This window comes from Aurantibacillus circumpalustris (assembly GCF_029625215.1).
Taxonomy (GTDB): domain Bacteria; phylum Bacteroidota; class Bacteroidia; order B-17B0; family Aurantibacillaceae; genus Aurantibacillus; species Aurantibacillus circumpalustris.
Genome location: NZ_CP121197.1, coordinates 3,568,144 through 3,587,276 on the forward strand (window position 1 = coordinate 3,568,144; position 19,133 = coordinate 3,587,276).

At 34.1% G+C, this 19,133-nt stretch carries 15 protein-coding genes; 4 read left to right on the forward strand and 11 right to left on the reverse strand.

All coding sequences use genetic code 11. From position 1 onward, the window contains the following. Positions 1-125: 125 nt before the first annotated feature. Positions 126-1,901 (forward strand): DUF885 domain-containing protein, encoded by a 1,776-nt coding sequence (locus P2086_RS14790; RefSeq protein ID WP_317897524.1) that lies wholly within the window; start codon positions 126-128, stop codon positions 1,899-1,901. On the opposite strand, the gene P2086_RS14795 is transcribed toward P2086_RS14790, so the two are convergent. From P2086_RS14795 to P2086_RS14840, 10 genes are all read right to left on the reverse strand, one after another. Next, a complete protein-coding gene (locus tag P2086_RS14795) occupies positions 1,879-4,284 on the reverse strand; it encodes a TonB-dependent receptor domain-containing protein (protein ID WP_317897525.1) in 2,406 nt (801 codons plus the stop codon). The genes P2086_RS14790 and P2086_RS14795 overlap by 23 nt on opposite strands. A gap of 1 nt (position 4,285) precedes the next feature. Then, positions 4,286-5,632: an HTTM domain-containing protein gene (locus P2086_RS14800; protein ID WP_317897526.1), complete on the reverse strand. Its 1,347-nt coding sequence runs from the start codon at positions 5,630-5,632 to the stop codon at positions 4,286-4,288. Next, complete coding sequence (locus tag P2086_RS14805) at positions 5,616-6,764, reverse strand: imelysin family protein (RefSeq protein ID WP_317897527.1); 1,149 nt, start codon at positions 6,762-6,764, stop codon at positions 5,616-5,618. The genes P2086_RS14800 and P2086_RS14805 overlap by 17 nt, the downstream gene beginning before the upstream one ends. Before the next feature lie 72 nt (positions 6,765-6,836). Then, entirely contained in the window at positions 6,837-7,964 is a 1,128-nt protein-coding gene (locus tag P2086_RS14810; RefSeq protein WP_317897528.1) for a DUF4856 domain-containing protein, read from the reverse strand. Positions 7,965-8,285: 321 nt separating this feature from the next. Beyond that, on the reverse strand, positions 8,286-9,356 hold the full coding sequence (gene arsB, locus P2086_RS14815; protein ID WP_317897529.1) for an ACR3 family arsenite efflux transporter: 1,071 nt from the start codon (positions 9,354-9,356) through the stop codon (positions 8,286-8,288). A 6-nt stretch (positions 9,357-9,362) separates the two neighbouring features. Then, entirely contained in the window at positions 9,363-10,076 is a 714-nt protein-coding gene (locus tag P2086_RS14820) for a DUF2490 domain-containing protein (protein WP_317897530.1), read from the reverse strand. A gap of 3 nt (positions 10,077-10,079) precedes the next feature. Next, entirely contained in the window at positions 10,080-10,691 is a 612-nt protein-coding gene (locus P2086_RS14825) for a low molecular weight phosphatase family protein (RefSeq protein WP_317897531.1), read from the reverse strand. A 27-nt stretch (positions 10,692-10,718) separates the two neighbouring features. Next, positions 10,719-11,192, reverse strand: coding sequence for a DUF6428 family protein (locus P2086_RS14830; RefSeq protein ID WP_317897532.1), 474 nt, complete (start codon positions 11,190-11,192; stop codon positions 10,719-10,721). A 62-nt stretch (positions 11,193-11,254) separates the two neighbouring features. Next, positions 11,255-11,584: an ArsR/SmtB family transcription factor gene (locus tag P2086_RS14835; protein ID WP_317897533.1), complete on the reverse strand. Its 330-nt coding sequence runs from the start codon at positions 11,582-11,584 to the stop codon at positions 11,255-11,257. Between the two features lie 93 nt (positions 11,585-11,677). After that, positions 11,678-13,315 (reverse strand): M1 family metallopeptidase, encoded by a 1,638-nt coding sequence (locus tag P2086_RS14840; protein ID WP_317897534.1) that lies wholly within the window; start codon positions 13,313-13,315, stop codon positions 11,678-11,680. Between the two features lie 518 nt (positions 13,316-13,833). Here P2086_RS14840 and P2086_RS14845 point away from each other — a divergent pair. The 3 genes from P2086_RS14845 (at position 13,834) to P2086_RS14855 (ending at position 18,521) form a co-directional block, all read left to right on the forward strand. Beyond that, the gene (locus P2086_RS14845) at positions 13,834-14,901 is read left to right on the forward strand and encodes a sensor histidine kinase (RefSeq protein WP_317897535.1); all 1,068 of its coding nucleotides are present in this window, start codon (positions 13,834-13,836) and stop codon (positions 14,899-14,901) included. Positions 14,902-14,919: 18 nt separating this feature from the next. Further along, entirely contained in the window at positions 14,920-15,639 is a 720-nt protein-coding gene (locus P2086_RS14850) for a LytR/AlgR family response regulator transcription factor (RefSeq protein WP_317897536.1), read from the forward strand. A gap of 101 nt (positions 15,640-15,740) precedes the next feature. Next, complete coding sequence (locus P2086_RS14855; protein WP_317897537.1) at positions 15,741-18,521, forward strand: outer membrane beta-barrel protein; 2,781 nt, start codon at positions 15,741-15,743, stop codon at positions 18,519-18,521. Positions 18,522-18,663: 142 nt separating this feature from the next. On the opposite strand, the gene P2086_RS14860 is transcribed toward P2086_RS14855, so the two are convergent. Then, positions 18,664-19,071 (reverse strand): hypothetical protein, encoded by a 408-nt coding sequence (locus tag P2086_RS14860; protein WP_317897538.1) that lies wholly within the window; start codon positions 19,069-19,071, stop codon positions 18,664-18,666. Positions 19,072-19,133 lie beyond the last annotated feature (62 nt).

Genomic DNA, 19,133 nt, shown 5'->3' on the forward strand with positions numbered 1-19,133 from the left:
ACGGAGTTTATTCATCAATCCTCTGTGCCTCTGTGCCTCAGTTTCTCTGTGTTTAAGCAACACGTACTCAAAAAGGATAAAAAACTGTCTTTAAATTCTATATTTGTAGTACAACGCTAATTCATATGAAAAAAATAATTTTATCTCTCGCTTTGCTTTCTTTCATCTCTTGTACTCAAACACCGCAGAAAGAAAGAATCAAAGAATTTCAAAATTTAGATTTCAATTTCTATAAAGCGCATTTCGTGGAACGTTTATGGAAACTTTATCCAGAATGGGCTAGCAGTGTTGGATATCATAATTACGACAGTGTATTAACGGTGCCTGACCAAATGCAACGTGAAAAAGAATTGGCGTTTTTCAGAACAAACCTCGACTCGTTAAAACAATTTGATATTTCTAGATTGTCAGAACAAAATAAAACCGATCTGTATATGATCACCGATTTCCTAAAGGGTGGTGATTGGGGCCTTACTTCTTTAAAGTCGTACGAATGGAATCCATCAAACTATAACGTCTGCGGAGTTTTTGCTGAAATGCTGAATGGCAACTATGATAGTTTAGATACCCGCTTATATCATTTTTATTTAAGAATGGCTTCGGTTCCTGAATACTACGAAGCCGCCAAAAACACAATTAAAAATCCAACAACTGAGCATACTGAATTGGCAATCAGTCAAAACTTAGGCGGTGTTTCTGTTTTTGAAAAGGATTTGGAAGAACTTTTAGTAAAATCAAAATTAAGTGAAGAAGCCAAGGCAAACATGAAAGTAAGTGCCACCGATGCTGCGAATGCAGTTAAAGGCTACGCAGACTGGCTAAAAAAATTGAAAAATAATTCTCCAAGAAGTTTTCGTTTGGGTAAAGAATTGTATGCTAAGAAATTTGAATTCGATATTCAATCGGGCTACACAGCTGATCAAATATATGAGAAGGCTTTAGCGCATAAAAAAGATTTGCACGAAAAAATGTTTGAGCTTACTAAAGAATTATGGCCAAAGTATTTAAAAGGTAAAACAATGCCTGAAAATAAACTACAAGCCATCAAACAAATGATTGATATTCTTTCCATTAAACATGTGAAACCAGATTCTTTTCAAACTGCCATTGAAAAACAAATTCCGGTTTTGGTAGATTTTGTGAACAAGAAGAACCTACTTTATATGGATTCAACAAAACCTCTAGTTGTAAGAAAAGAACCTGCTTATATGGCTGGACTTGCTGGTGCTTCTATTTCTTCTCCTGGTCCTTATGATAAAAACGGCAACACCTATTACAATGTCGGAAGCATGAATGGCTGGACAAAAGAAAGAGCTGAAAGTTATTTGCGTGAATACAATCATTATATTTTGCAGATTTTAAATATTCACGAAGCTATTCCAGGACATTATGCGCAATTAATTTATTCTAATCAAGCGCCGAGTATTATAAAAGCTATTCTTGGAAACGGTGCTATGATAGAAGGCTGGGCGGTTTATACAGAACGGATGATGTTGGAAAATGGTTATGGTGCAAGTGATGGTTTTTTCAAAGTAGATTCTGAGATGTGGTTAATGTATTATAAATGGAATTTAAGAAGTACCTGCAATACGATTTTAGATTATTCTGTACATACTAAAAACATGAGCAAAGAAGACGCTTTAAGCTTGTTAACGAAAGAAGCATTTCAGCAACAAGCGGAGGCCGAAGGGAAATGGAGACGCGTTACCTTAAGTCAGGTACAACTCTGCTCCTACTTTACAGGTTATAAAGAAATTTACGATTTTAGAGAAGAACTGAAAATCAAATTAGGAGACAAGTTTAACTTAAAAGAATTTCACGAAACGTTTTTAAGTTACGGAAGCGCACCAGTTAAATACATTAAGGAATTAATGTTGACTAAAGCGTTAGACGCAAAGTAACATAAAAATTTATTGGATCCGCTGGAATTATACCAGGCCCAGGATAACCTTCGGCTCTGCGTGTGAAGTACTTTGAATTTGTGAGGTTATTTATCCCAGCAATTAGTCCAACTTTTTTGTAAGTGTAATTTGCAGAGAGATCAACAATACTATAAGCTGGAATAATTCCATAAATAGCAGATGATGAATATTCAGCGTTTGTGGCATCTGTATATTGTTCATCAGTATATGAGTACTGGCATGTAGCTCCAAACTTTTTAAACTTATAAGTTATTCCAGTTCTGAAAATAATTTCCGGAGCGAATTCAACAATTTTATCACGAAAAATTGCCTGAGAACTTAAATACTTTGCGTTGATAAAAGACAGGTTAACAAAAGTAGAGAGATTATGTTTTGATGTTTTGTTGATCAGTTTTATCCAATCGAGTTCACCAAAAGCCTCAATTCCCATACTGCGACTATCACCGATATTTGTTCGATACCGCACAATTTGAGAAGTAGCAGGATTAACCTTAAGGCTGGTTCCCAAACGATTGTTATACCTTAAAAGAAAACCATTTACATCGAAATACAGTAAATTTTTCAGAGCACCTCTAAACCCTCCGTCGATTGTGTAACCATTCTCGTCTCTTAGATTTGGATCCACTATATAATTATCATTTACTACTCGCATGTCATTAAAATTGATAGAGCGATAATTCTGACTAAAATTAGCATAAAGTTCCAGTCCTTCAGTGGCTTTAAGTTGGGTGCCAATTCCTGCAAGCAAAAAACTTCGCGTATTACTTCTATTGTCTCCTACTTTCTCATCTAATAAGATATTTCCGGCCAAGTCTTTATTTATTAATCGGTAATAGCCTTCAGATGCCGTAGAAATTGTCTCGTACCTTAATCCTGGTGCTACACACCACCGTTTAGTTAACTGAAAAATATTCTCCATGAAAAAAGCATAATTATAGGAAGGGAAAATATAGGACGAGTTTTCTAGATTATTAGGGTTTAAAAATCTAAAATTTGCTTCACTTGATTTATCAGCATCACCTTGCTTACGATACGTGTTGCCTTTGTAATATCTCGCGCCAATTAATACATGGCTGTTTTGTTTGAATAAATAATACCGATGCAAGACTCTAAGTTCAGCTCCGTAATTCTTATATGTATCGCTTAATAAATTTCGATTTGTTGTGGTATCATCAGCACGATCTGGTCTGATTAAGACACCCAAAGCATCTCTACCGGCTAGTAATCCAAAACTTAAAAAATTAATTTGGGTTCTTTCTGAAATTTTATAATCTGCAGTTAATGAAGTTAAATTCCAATTCACCTTAAACCAATTGCGATTGCGATTTACAATAGAATTATTAGTTGAAAATTGTTTATCCGTTAAACCACCCGGTTGTTGACTTACATAATTTAAATGGGTGTACTCACCCTTAATAAATAGTTTTTCGGTTATTTGATACTTTAAACTTGCAAAGGTATTGTGGTTATTTAGTTCGGATCGACTCCGCCAGCCATTGTAATGTTTGTATTGATAAAACGTATTATACGAAACTTTTTTAAAGGTTCCCGATAACTGATTAAATGAATTTAAAAATCCATAAGAGCCACCAGTTTGCCTGAAATTTCCAGAGATTTTTTTATCTAAAGGAGCCTCAGCAAATTTGTAGTTTATCATTCCGCCAAACTGTGTACCGAATTGCAAACCCGCCGCGCCCCTTAGAATTTCTATACGATCAATGGCTTCGGTTGGCGGTGTGTAATAGCTTTCGGGGTAACCAAGCGCGTCTGCTGAAATATCGTAACCGTTTTGTCTAGTATTAAAATTTGTTACCCGATTCGGATCAAGTCCCCTACCTCCTATTCCAATAGTAGAACCTGTACCATCGTTCTCAAACACATTGATTCCAGGAATCTTTGAAAATATTTGTCTGCTGCTATTCGCTGCAAGATTTGCATTTAAATCTTGAACATAGATTGCTTCCGATTTTTTACCCGCGTAAATTGTTGTGCCTTCTACATTGTTTAAGCGTGAAATACCAAAGCTATTGTCTTTTTCAGCTTGAATAGTTATTTCTTCCAGATAAATTAAATCAGATTTAATAAAAAAAGTAAGCACCGTATCTTTTGTGACACTCAGTTTTTGCGAAAATGATTTGTAGCCCACATGTTTCACAGTGATTGTTACTGGTTTGTTTATTTGAATGGCCGCTTTAAAAAATCCGTTTGAATCGGTAACAATAGATTTATTTCCAATAAGAATGATTGCCTCCTTGACAAATTGTGCCGACTTCTCGTTTTGCACAGAACCAATAACATTGGCAGTTTGGGAATAAAAACGGCCAACCACACATGACAAAATAACTATCAGGTAAAATCTCATTTTAATAACTTCTCACCCACTCTTTATTTTTTAAGAAACAATTACTTTCAGCGCTTAAATCAACTGTCGGATCAATGAATTCTTGCGAGCCAGAGCCATTTAAAGTCACAAAGCTTTGCGCTCTTATACTTGGATCGGAATATCCTTTTTCTATAAACTCCTGCTTCAAAAACTTGGCATAATCAACCATCATGTCAGGTTGCGTCGCCATCATTTTTTCCTGCATATAGGTTAAATACTCTTTGTTATCGACCTCAGTAATTTGTTTGGTCTCTTTATCTTCCACATAAAAAAACGCAGTCCCAGCTTTTTCCACAAGCATCACACGCCAGGAAAAACGATAACCTTGCTCAGTCCAGAACAATTTTCCATTATACAATAGATACCTAAAAGGCAGTGTAATCTGAATTATAAAATAAAGAGAAAACACAATCGTTAGTCCTTTTGAAAATTGATTGATAGTAAAAGTGGAACCGCTGACTACTTTGTAAACAAAAAGTTTTTTTAAATAGTTTACTATTTTCAAATGCAGGTCTTCTTTAAAAAAGATTATGGTAATTGTAATCATTACATAAGGAAACATGCCGATGTTAAAGAAAAGAGCTGTTGCCAGATGAAACACGAGGACAAATACATAAGCAATATTTACAGTTCTTTTATTGAATAGTAAAAATCCAATTACTAAATCATACGAACATCCGAACCAGCAAAATAAATAGGCCACCCACTCCTTTTCCATAAAATCTCCAATAACGGCATAATGCGAAAACGCCGGAAGCCATATTTTTAAAGGCTGTGCCTCCATTAACCAATCGTAATTTATTTTTGCTATTCCGGCAAAAAAGTAAACCAAAAATAACTGGAATTGCAGAATGAAAATGTAAAACTTTGGTATTTCGATGGTTTCAGAACGTTTAAATATTTTATTGTCTAATGAAAAACTTTTAGCCGCAGGAATAAAAATGAGCATAAACGAAACAAGACTCACAAAATAATAGTGATTAAGATAATTTGTTTTGTCAATGAGTTCAACATAGGTAAAGAGTAAAAAAAACAGAATGGAACTTATCCGGTAAAACGCACCAAACAAAATTCCAAGACTTGAAATTAAAAGAAGAGAGAAAACGATGTACATGCCTGTTGGGGGTAATGCTTTAACCCACTCAAAACCATAATAAGGGAAATGCATTTTGGGTAATATGTACATAGAATGTACCCAACCTTTAAGAATAAAACGGCAAGTAGAAAAAAACATCAATGCCCCGAAGGCGATTCTGAAAACAACCAGCGTAGCAATGCTACAATTAGTATTTAAATATTTGAACAGGTTTTTAATCGCCATCCCCATCCTGGTAAGTAATTACCACACCAAGGCTTGAAGGCAAATCTGTTTTTAAGAGTACCAACAATTTTATTAGTTCTTGATAAGCAGTTGTTACTGCTTGTGAGTTTGTTTCTATTTGATAAGAGAGAGGATTAGCTAAAACACTTAATTTTGCTTGTGCTGACATAAATTGATTTTTAATAGCGTTATATAATGTTCCATCAGTATACTGAATACCGAGATGATCGAGATAATCGTCAAATCCTTTTCCATTAGTACCTGAATAACTTTTTCCTAAATACATGTTTTCGATAATGCCAAGTGTTTCAATTGCATATGTTAGTGACTGACCACTATAGTAGGCTTCACAGTTTTCTGGAAGTATTTTTCCACCGCTTTTTAATCCTAAAGGAATACCAATCTTTGCATTTTTTAAATAATCTAATTCATAATTAATTTGATTAATTAAAAAACCAATCGAACTACCAACATCTGTTCCTAAAGAATTAATAAATGTGCTACGGTAAGTACTATTCCATGTGTCGATCACAGAATTAAGTATAGTTGTCATTTCATTCAACAAATCGTTTACATATTTACTTCGCTTAGCGTCAGTTAAAAACAGTTGCATTTGATCGGCTTCTGCTTGATTAAGTCCGTAAAACAAATAATCTAATGCAGGAAATCCCTTAGTAGCAATGTTTGAGATGGTCTTTAAATCATAAGATCCTGAACTAATATTAGAATTAATTAAAGTAACATTTGCAGGAAATACATTAAAATTAAAACGCACGGACGCGTCTTCACCTGGACCAAAACCAAATAAACTAACACGTTGGTAACTTAAATAAGCCAAGTGGAGTTTTTCTTTTACTGTTTGAAAATCTGTCAGCGAACCTGAAGTTTTAAAATTTGTAAAACTAAGTTTTAGATTTTCGAGAGCTGTTTTAAAATCGGCATACGAAGGAATGATGATATTATCCGCCATGTTCACTAAAAGTCCTTGTTTATCAAACACTTTTGAAGGATCTCCGGGTGTATCGTCAGGAGTTTTAGTTTTTTTGCAAGATGCACCTAAAAGAACCGTACTTGCCACAAGTAACATTCCTAGCTTAATTGCTGTGCTTTTCCTAATGATTTGATTTAATTTGAACACTTAATTTGATGTTTTAAAAACGAAAATAGAGCGCGGCATTACCGCACTCCATTCTCACCACGATTATTTTATTTAAAGTTTACTTGCATCTAAATTAAAAACAGTAGCAAGTTTCGTAATTGCATTATCAATGTCACTTTGACTCATTGTATAAAGGTTTCCACCAAAATAACCCAACAAAGCATTAATGTCTGCGTCAGAAATAATTCTTGAAGGATTGTATTTAAATGAAGTAACAAAACCATGACCTTCTGAAAGATTGTGATGAAGAGTACCTGCATCGGTTAAATTATTTTTTGCACCTTTTAGGTAGCTAATACACTTTGCAGCCGCTACTTTCTCCCAAGTATTCATAACTACTTTACTTGCCGCGTCACGCGCTGTGTTGTCCTTATTACTTATTGCAGCACGGCCTTTTAAAAATGCATCCATAATTATTGTGTTACAACCAATAGCGCTATTTACAGAATTCGCGTAACTACCCCAGTTTTTTAAACCCGTTGTGTTAATTGGAAAATCAACCGGCACACCAAAGTAACCAAAAGCTTCGTCCCATGCTCTTTCCTGAGTCGTCATTCCATTTGTTACAGTTACATTGTCATAAGAATTGATGTTGGTTAGTAGTGTAGTTGCTTGGTAATAAAATACCGCGCCCATGATTCCTTTTTCAGTAAATTCTTTGTATTCAAAACCATTTGCATCTACTAAAATTGCTCTTGCAGGAGAAATTAGTTTGCCTTTTGTTCCATTTGAAGCTGTTGTGTTGGTAGCATCAGCTGCGGCTACTATACTTGCAGCAGCAGCATCTTCAAAACTAGTTTCTAATGTTGCTTGAAAACCAAACTCGTTTCCTGTTTTATCTTTTAACTGAATGCCGCTTCCATTAAGATCTGCGTTTGCAAAAGCATTGTTTGCATTTATATACATGTTCTTCAATTTCTGAGCGTCTAAAGTTGGTTGACTAGCTGTAGTAGAAGTATGAGTGCTTCTTAGATACGTGGTTATTTCACCTAGCATTGTAATACATCGTGTAGAATTTGCAAAATCCGTATTACTAAAATTATATGTTGTTGGAATGGTATATGAAAGAGTTGCTGGAACTTCTGGTTCAGGATCTGGTTCTTTTGTGTCTTTTTTACAGCCGATTAATGTTGTTGCCGCAACGAGTGCAATCATAGAAAGGTATTTAATAGTGCTCATAATTTTTTTAATATTTTATGGTTTAAATTTCTTCTACAAAAGTGTTATTTAGACTGTTTATAAACAATACCCGAAACAAGGTATTTTGGTTTTTAGCCCGTTAAATCTGCGTTATGGGAATAGAAAGGGAATGTTAAGACTGTGAATTGGCGTCAGTTCCCGCGTGAGGGATAGTAGTGAAAATTCTTTTTGTTCCCGCTTTTCGCAGGGACAAAAAGATTGTAGCGGATAGTCCGACCCCATAAAGCGAAAGTCAATAAAAAATAAAGAGTGATTTCGCTTTATGGGGTCATGCCCAAATTAATCGAAATTAAATATAACTTATAAAGTCTGCGTATAGTATTTATTTCTTATCCAGAATGCGGCATTAACTAATAGAATGAGCGCAGGAACTTCCACAAGCGGACCAATTACGCCCACAAAAGCCTGTCCGCTATTAATACCAAATACACCAATAGAAACGGCAATAGCTAGCTCGAAATTATTACCAGCTGCAGTAAAGGCTATGGAAGTACTTTTTGAATAATCTGCGCCCATTTTATTTCCAATAAGGAAACTCACAAAGAACATGATGGCAAAATAAATCACCAATGGAACAGCGATGCGGAGTACATCAAAAGGTATTTGAACAATTAATTCACCTTTTAAACTGAACATGACGATGATTGTAAATAATAAAGCGATAAGGGTTATTGGAGAAATAAATGGAATGAACTTGTTCTCAAACCACTCTTTGCCTTTTATTTTAATTAAACCGTAGCGCGAAATAAGACCTGCAAGAAAAGGCAAACCCAAATAAATACCAACACTTTTTGCAATCTCTGCAATAGTAATGTTTACTTCTATTCCGCTGAACCCTAATAATGGTGGTAACACGGTAATGAAAAAATAAGCGTAGACACTGTATAACAAAACCTGAAAAATACTATTGAGCGCTATTAAACCGGCGGCATACTCACGATCGCCTTCTGCTAATTCATTCCACACAACAACCATAGCAATACACCGTGCCAATCCAATCAAAATAAGACCTACCATGTATTCTGGATAATCGTGCAAAAAAAGAATTGCTAACAAAAACATTAATACCGGACCAATAACCCAATTTAAAAACAAAGAAGCACCCAGCACTTTTGTGTTACGAAATACTTCACCCATTTTTTCATACCGTACTTTTGCTAACGGAGGATACATCATTAAGATTAAACCAATAGCTAAAGGAATATTTGTTGCACCACTTGAAAATGAATTTATTAATGTAGATGAGCTTGGAAAAAAATTACCAATGGCAACCCCAACAATCATCGCTAAAAAAATCCATAATGTAAGGTACCTATCTAAAAAACTTAATTTTTTTCTTTCTAACGCGGGCGCACAATCGTTTGCTGTCATATTTAGTTATTTGTTTTTTATAAAATTCAAGTGATTAATCCAGGTTAGTTGTAAGTAGTACTGATTGAACCAGTTTTTATTTCCAATATTCCATGTAATGTATAAAATACCCAGTTCTATTTTATTTCGGCTATCCAATTTTTTTCCAAGAGCTGCATATGCCCAGTTTTCTCCATATACAGCTCCTGGATTTTTAAATGTATTAAAAAAAAGTTCTTCATAGGCTGTAAAATACAGTTTCTCGTTTAGCGGAGTGTCCATTCCGATCAAGTATCTAAGCCTATGCGTAAAAGGCGTTTCATTTGTAATCTTGTTCTTTATAAATCTGCCATCAAAACGCAAACGGTGCATTAGATTTAGTTTCCCGATAGCGTGTTTGAATTTTGCCTGAAGGTAAAGCCTGTTTTCATTCATATAGTTATCATAAACTACATTTGTGCGCTGGTAAACATAACTTGCTGTTAAAGAAAACTTAGTGGTAATTTTATAAGATAATGCCTGCTCGGAATAGAACAAATTAAAATATGCATCCATTTTTGGCTTATCTAAGTTGACTAAAGGAAAGGCGGCAAAATAATATAAACTGTACTCAAGCTTGTTGGTTAAATCTCCCGAATGATCTGCTGTAGGAAATATTCCTGCTACATTAATGTTTTGAGACAAAAGGATTACAGATAAAAATAAGAATCCAATAACAAATTTATGTTGTCTTGAAAGCATAGCTTATATTTTAGAAAACACGTAAAGCGTTTCCAGCGCTATTTGACGGCAGCGTTCATCGTATTTCTCTTCACACAAATCTGTACCGTCAAACAATTTCGGATCATCGTAAGTAGTCGCGATTCTTAATTCAACATTTGGTATAAACGGGCAATTCTGTTCTGCTTCACTGCAGGTCATAATTGCGGCAAATTTATCTTGCGGATTTTTTGGATGATCATACACCTTCGAAAAACACTCCAATGCGTTTTCCCCATCGTCATACGAAACAAGTTGAATCGCGTTTTTATCTGTGCCCAACGCTTTAGTTTTAAATCCAACCCGTTTCAATGCCTCAATGGCATTGTTATTAAATTCAGTTGACTCCGTTCCTCCAGAAAAAGAATGCACGTTTGAAATTGCGTAATAGTTGCTTGCTACAGCTGCCCATATTTGTCCAAAATGACTTCGTCTAGAGTTATGCGTACAGATATAAGTAAGGCTCACAGGTTCTTTGTCACTGAGTTTAACTTTGATATATTCTGAAATCTTACTTAAGCTTATTTTTCTTTCTTGTGGAATTGTTTCAAATTCTAAAACCAAAGAATCACAGTACTTTTTAATAGAAGTATACATTGTTTTTTCGTTTAGATACAGCAAACCTTAACAACATTTAGATCCCGGAGCGCAGCAGCTTTCTGCGGAACCTGCTAATTCCGACAAGGATACTTTTTTCTTATCCTCTGGAACACCACAATTATCTTTTGCTAAACAATCTGTATGTTTTGCAAGTAACACAAAATCTTTTCCGTTAAATGCCAAGTCATATTTCCCAATGGTGTCTGACTGATATTCCACTTCGATTTCCAAATCAGGTATTCCTAAAACTTTTTCAGAAAGTTCAATGATCTTAATTAATTTCTGTGGTTTTAAACGATGGTCGTTATCATTAGCGTTCCACAATTGAAAATTTACCACTTTTTCGTTCCTGACTTTTCCACCGCAATCGATAAAATCCTTTGTAATGACACCTACCTCGGTTACGTGAAAATGTTCGGGAACCATTGTGCCATTTGGCAGTATAAAGTTTACACCTAACGCAGTGCCTAAGTGATTTTTAATTTCTGATAGCTTCATAATTATTTATTTTTTTAGTTTATTATTAAATCGTTAAATACCGATATATTTAGTCAATTTTTTTAGCAGCAACTATTTTTAGTGGTAAACGATTCGAAAAGGCCACTTAAATAAGTTTTGGCACTTGCCCATTCCTTCTCATCGATGCAATAGCAAACTTTTGCACCATCAATATCACCTTTAATAAATCCTGCTTCTTTTAATTCTTTTAAATGCTGTGAAACTGTGCTTTGTGAAAGTGGTAGCTCTTCTACTATGTCTCCGCAAACACAAGCTTGCTTTTTAATTAAAAGTTGTAAAATAGCAACACGTGCGGGATGTCCTAACGCCTTTGCGTATTTGGCTATCTTATTATCTTTAATCGTAAACTCTTCTGTTTTTGTTGTTCCCATACTTAAGCAAACTAATATATCGTAAAATTACGATTAATTTATTCATTCAACAATTAATTTTGAAAATTTGGCTAAAAAAATCAACCATTGTGTTTACTCAAGCAATTTAGTCGTAATGAAAAAATTATCATCTGCTTTAAACAGCGCGTCCTGATAAGACATTGTCTGCCACTTATCTGTTGGTGTTAACCAAGATTCCTTCTCAGCAGTAATTATCTTTAAAGGCATATTAAATCCTTTCACACAATTTGTCCAGCGATAAAAAAGTTTGTCCTTTTTAATTCTGTACTCTAACGTTGGTATTTGTATTGTTCTTAAATACTGGTCAAATATTTTTTGTAAGTCAAGGTTTAAATAAGAAGCCATATAACTTTCAATTTGACTGCTAACGACTGTCTGATGTCTGAACTTAAGATTCATACTTCTAAACATTTCACGCCATAATGAATCGTTAGCGACAACCTGACGAATGCCATGTAACATATTCGCTCCTTTGTAATACAAATCAATTGATCCGCCAGCATTTACATTGTAGTCGCTAATTATGGGTTTATCGTTCGCTACAGCTTTGCGGGTTCCTATCACATATTCTGCCCCTGCTTTTTTACCAAACAAATATTCCGTATACAAATTTTCTGCATAAGCCGTAAAGCTTTCATGAATCCAGTTATCAGCCACATCCTTAGCTGAAATACTATTCCCAAACCACTCATGTCCCGATTCATGAACAATTATAAAATCCCATTTTAAGCCCCAACCGCTGAGAGAGAGATCGCGACCCATATATCCATTTTGAAAATTATTTCCATAAGCTATAGCACTTTGGTGCTCCATTCCTAAAAAAGGAGCTTCAACCAATTTATAACCATCTTCGTAAAAAGGATAAGGTCCAAACCAATATTCAAAACAACGCAACATTGATTTCGCTTGTTGAAGTTGTTTTTTTGCCTTCGCATAATTGTCCTCGAGTGCCCAAAAAGAAAGATCCAATACGCCTTTTTCGCCAACGATTGTATCTATAACGACTGTGTATTTCCCAATATAAGGAATGATGTTATAATTATTTATTGGGTTAACGACTTTCCAAATATAGGTAGCAGTGCCATCGGCATTCATCAATGCCATAGCTAATCGTCCATTTGAAACTGTTATGAGCTCTTTAGGCGCTGTAATTCTAATAGTACAACTATCAGGTTCATCATACATGTGATCTTTATTTGGAAACCACACTTGTGCTGCCATTCCTTGACAGGCAATAGAAATCCAGGGATTACCTTTAGTATCTTTAGCCCAAATGACTCCGCCTTCCCACGGTGGCATTTTTGCTACTTTCGGTTTGCCATGAAAATAAGTAATGACACTCTGAATCTTATCGACTTTTTGTTCTGTCGACAAATAAACGAAATGTGCATTCCCTTCTTTTTTTATTTCACATTTTTTTGAATTCATTACAATACTGTCCAAAATCATCGGCTGCATTAAATCCAGCTGCATAACGGTATCAGACTCAATTATCTTGTAAGTGATTTTATTCGAACCAATAATACTACTATCATTATAATTAAATTTAACATCAAGATCATAATGTAAAACATTCCACCAAGAACGAGCCTTTGAATAAGTACCCTTCAAAGTATCAGTACGGGTGTATTTTGCGCCTTGAGCATTTGCGCTGAACGATATCATAATTCCAAATAAAATAAGGCAAATAGAAAGATAGGTCTTTAACATAGACATAAAAATACACTGAAAAATCAGAATTCTAAAAATTATACATCATCTGCTTATTTTCGAACCTAATATTATGGCATTTCATCTATAAAAAGGAGTCAAACTTATATTTATATATGAAACCTTGAGTGTTGGCGCTATTTTTATTAAAAATTTAGATAAGGTTATAAAGTTGTGCGTTTTGAGGCGAGGTTCGTTTCTCATACCTTTTAATCTTTTAATAAAAATAATACAGGAGCTTTGTAAGAAAATAACCAGAAAAGAAGTAGGCCGATGGTCTGTTTGTGTGTGGTAATAATGAATAGCTTTACGCTCTTCTTTTTCTGGTTTTCTTAAAACTATTTTTCATTTTAAATAAGTGTTCATCTAACCCAAAAAAAGATAACCGTTTAAAAACTTAAACTTATTCAAAGGTTAAGGCCTACGTGAATTTGATTTGTTTTTAAATAGTAAAGCTTTTAAAATTAGGATGTTAATTGGTATCTTTTCAAAATTTAAGTTGAATACAAAATCTGGTCATGCATAAAAACTCTTCGCTCTTAAAGCTCACACTCCACATTCTTACTTGGATTTTGCTATCTCTATTTCCCTTTTTTCTATCTCAAAGTGAAAGTGTATCTATTGATTACATGCGTTTAACAAAGTATGTTTGGCTTCCACTTTTGTTTTATGCTTTAATTTTTTATATAAATTACTTTATTCTTATTAATCATTTTTTACTTAAAAGAAGAACACTATTATTTATCATCAGCAATATTTTTCTTGTTTTACTTTTCACCTGGCTCCATTTTGAAATAAAAGATCTCCTAAATATGATTGCTGAAACTAAACCTCATTTAGCTTCGGGAAATATTATACCGAAAAAAAAGCCTCCCTTACAGTACTATATATACAAGGACTTTATCTCAATGATTATCCCCATGATTATTGCTTATACTGTTAAAACAAGTGAAAGATGGGCAAAAATCGAGTCGGAAAAAAAAGAAGAAGAAAAAAATCATCTTAAGTCTGAACTTCAAAATTTAAAATACCAATTGCAACCCCATTTTTTCTTTAACTCTTTGAACACTATCTATGCATTAATTGAAAAATCACCTTCCCTTGCCCAAGAAACCGTTCACAGTCTGGGTAAATTAATGCGTTACATGCTTTATGAAACAGAACAAGGTAAAGTAAATTTAAACGAAGAGCTTGAGTTTATGAAACAATACATTGAACTAATGAGACTTAGACTCTCTGATAAAACAAAAGTTAATGTAAATTTTCCAGCCATAGATCAAACATATGAGATTACCCCCCTACTCTTTATTTCGTTAATAGAAAACGCTTTTAAACATGGGGTTTCTGCAACACACAACTCTGAACTCTATTTCAGTCTTGCCGTGCACGAAAATAAAATACAATTTATTGCAGAAAACACTAATTTTCCGAAAAACGAAAAAGACAAAAGCGGATCTGGTATTGGTTTAGTTAATTTAAAAAAACGACTCGAACTTAGTTATCCAAATCACTATAGCTTCACAACTAAAATAGTTGGCTTAACCTTTAGTGTACTGCTTGAAATCAATCTCAATCAAAAATCGTAATATATTAAGTTAAGAGTAATGAAAAAATTAAAGTGCATAATTGTTGATGATGAACCTCTGGCGCTTGACCTTGTTGGAGGCTACATATTAAAAACTCCTTTTCTTGAATTAAAAGCCAAATGTTTAAATGCCTTTGAAGCCATTCAAATTTTAAATTCTGAAAAAATTGATCTTGTTTTTCTCGACATACAAATGCCAGATATGAATGGTATCGATTTAAGCAAAACCATTTCTCTAGAAACTAAAATAGTTTTTACTACTGCATTTAAAGATTACGCTATCGATGGTTTTAAGGTTAACGCAGTCGATTTTCTTTTAAAACCTTTTAATTATGTTGAGTTTTTAAACGCCGCTAACAAAGCCCTAGTGCATTTAGCTGGCAAAGTGCTTAAATCAGATTCTATTGCGGAAAACCAATTCATGTTTGTAAAATCGGAGTACAAACAACTAAAAATAAATTTTTACGAAGTGTATTATTTTGAAGGTCTCAAAGACTACATAAAGATATGGTTAACCTCTCAACCAAAACCAATTCTTACACTCATGAGCTTAAAAACACTTGAAGAAGAATTACCTGAAGATAGATTTATGCGTATTCACCGGTCGTTTATTATTGCACTCGATAAAATTCAAGCTGTAGAAAGAGGTCAGGTAATTATTCACGATCAACGTATCACAGTTGCAGAGCAATACAAAAATAAATTTCAGCAATTTATAGAACACAAGTCCTTTAATTAGTCCATTTCATGTTTAAAATCAACTCGGTCAGCCTTTTACTACATATTCAATCCCTAGTTAAAAAAACATTTTTAGTAATTAGTTTACTGTTTATTCAAAGCTTGGATTCGCAAGTTACAATAACGGGTGTTCTTTCAGACAAAACCGGCGAAAGCTTGCCTGGTGCAACAGTAAAGGTATTAAAACCAGATTCCTCTTTTATACAAGGCGTTTCATCTGATAATGAAGGTAAATTCTCTTTATCACTTTCAACCAATAGCAAATTTATTCTTGTTTTTTCTTACCTAAGTTACAGAGATAAATACCGTGTTATTGAAACAAAAAATCAAGCACTAGATCTCGGTAAAATTTTATTACGCGAGGACGCAAAAACCCTTAATGAGGTAGAAATTAAAACCCTACAACAAAGAGGCGAACAAAAGGGTGACACTACTGCCTTTAATGCCGATGCTTTTAAAACCAATCCAGAAGCTACTGCGGAAGACCTTCTTAAAAAACTACCAGGGGTAACTTCTGATAACTCTGGAGTAAAAGTAAATGGCGAAAGTGTGCAAAAAGTACTGGTAGATGGGAAACCTTTTTTTGGAGACGATCCAAATGCTGCTTTAAAAAATTTACCCGCTGAGATAGTAGATAAAGTAGAAGTGTTTGATAAGATGAGTGATCAAGCACAGTTTAGCGGTTTTGACGATGGTAATCAACAAAAAACAATAAACATTGTTACAAAAAAAGGTAAAAACATTGGGCAATTTGGTAAAGTTTATGGTGGATATGGTTCAGATGAAACTGGTACACCCAGATACAATGGTGGCGCTGCCTTAAACAGTTTTAATGCAACAAGAAGAATTTCACTGTTATTGCTTTCAAACAATATCAATCAACAAAACTTTACAATGTCCGACATCACAGGAGCTCTTGGAAACTCTGGTCAAAGTGGCGGTGGTAGAGGCAGAAATAGTGCAGCAAATAATTTATTAACCAGTCCACAAAATGGTAATTCTGCCACGCAGTCTGCGGGATTAAACTACTCAGACGCTTGGGGCAAAAAAATAAATGTTTCAGGAAGTTATTTCTTTAACTATACCGATAACCGCAGTGAATCGAATACCACCCGAAGTTATTTTACAGACGACAACATTATTTACAAGGAAGAAACCAGTAATAAAAACATTAATCAAAACCACCGTGTTAATTTTAGGTTTGAATATAACATAGACTCCTCAAATAAACTCACCATTCTTCCAACATTAAACTTCCAAAACAATAATGCAACAAGTTCTCTGCTAGGTAACACCAGCCATTTAGACGGTGTTAAACTCAACAATGCTTTAACAAACTCTAAAAGTCTTAATTTAGGATATGATTTTTCAAACACCCTTTTATATCTGCATAAATTCAAGAAAAATGGAAGAACCTTTTCTTTAAACTTCGACACTAAACTTTCTGAAAGAGACAACACTGGCAGCTATTATTCTTTATATAGCGATACTGCAGAAACGTTGCGCGATCAAGAATACAAAACCTACAGCTACAATAAAAAAATATCACCAAAACTCTCGTATACTGAACCACTAAACAAAAACGCACAAATAGAAATAAACTATAACCCATCCTATACAAAAGGAAAATCAGACAAATCTACAAACGATTACAACATAGATGAGTACACTTATTCTGATTTTAACACAACACTTTCGAATAAGTACATTAATATTTATGAAACTCAACGAGGTGGTTTAAGCTACAAGTACCGAAAAGATAAACTAAGCTTGAGTTTTGGTGTAGATGCTCAACAATCAACCCTCTCTGGTGAACAAACTTTTCCATATGAACTGGGAATTGATCAATCTTTTAAAAATATTTTACCAAACGCTCGCTTAAACTATAAATTCAGTAAAACAAAAAACCTGCGTGTATATTACCGCAGCAGTACTGACATTCCAGAACTTTCGCAACTTCAAAATGTTATAGATATTTCAAATCCACTTCAGGTAAAATCGGGTAACGATCAATTAAAACAAAGTTTTGATAACAGGTTAGGAATGCGTTTTGGAGGCTTTAATCCAACCACTTCACGAAATACTATGTTATTTATGAATATTAATTACAGTAATAATTATATTAGTAACGCCTCCTATATTTTAAGATCCGATTCCATTATTCAGGGATACAATGTTGCAGCCGGAAGTCAATTAACAAAACCTATAAACGTAGATGGTTTTTATAACATAAGAATGTTTGGTGTGTATGGTTTCCCACTAAAATCGCTTAAAAGCAATGTAAACGTTAATGGTGGAGTCAATTACAATCATACTCCAACAATTATAAATGATTTTAGAAACTACTCCAATAGTTATGCAACAAACGCAGGTGTTTTTCTTGGAAGTAACATAAGTGAAAAGCTTGATTTTTCAATCGGTTACAATGGAAATTATACAGTTGTAAAAAACACCACACAAATTAATTCTGATAATAGTTATTTCACACATACTGCAACATTTAAACTAAATTATATATTAAAGAACTTTGTGTTTAATACAGACATTAGTAACACGATATACAAAGGTTTAAGTCAAAGTTTTAACCAAGCGTATTATTTATGGAATGCTTACATCGGCTACAAATTCCTTAAAAATAAATCACTTGAAGCAAAAATTTCGGTATTTGATATTTTAAATCAAAATAGAAGTATTAGCAGAACTGTTACAGGCTCTTATACGGAAGATAATTATACTTCTGTATTACGACGTTATGCTATGTTTACTTTAACCTACACCCTTAAGAATTTTAAAAGTGGTACTGCACCAAAAACCGACGACGAAAATAATCCATTTCCTGGCGGACCTTCTCCTGGTTCTCATACTCGCCCACCTGATCATTAGGCAGTACAGTTTTACCATATGAGAATCTTTCTTTAAACTAGTTCTCCCGTTCCAGAACAAAAGTGTTACGTGCATTTGAAGCAGTAGATGCCATTGAAAAGAAAACAGTTCTTCTACTCGAACTAAGCCTAGTTTAGCATATCTATCCTTGATTACCAGAATCTTTTACGAATAAACCCCATTCTGTATTTTCATAGGCTGGTTCCATTTTATGAATTTGTGAAGCCCAAATTTTGAAGAGTTCTCTGAATTTCTCCATTTCAGCTCTGAAAAGCCTGATGTACTCTGGATCAAAACATTTTGAGTGATTTAGCAAATGATTGGATAAACGCAAATATTCTGCATGCTCCCTCACTAGTGAAGCATTTTGCATACATTGAACATAAGATTCCGATACCAAACCAGAAGATAATTTTGCGCAAATAATAGTGGCAGATTCAAGTAATGTTGGCGCATAACGCTCTTTCGCTTCTTCATCTGCAGTGTCCATTAGGGTATCTAAAATTTTTAAAATTTCATGTGCTTGAAGATATAACGGATGTTTAGACATAGTTACAATTTTTAGTCTTTTACTTGCGAAATCACAAAACAAAAAAGGCTCTTCCTAGTTAC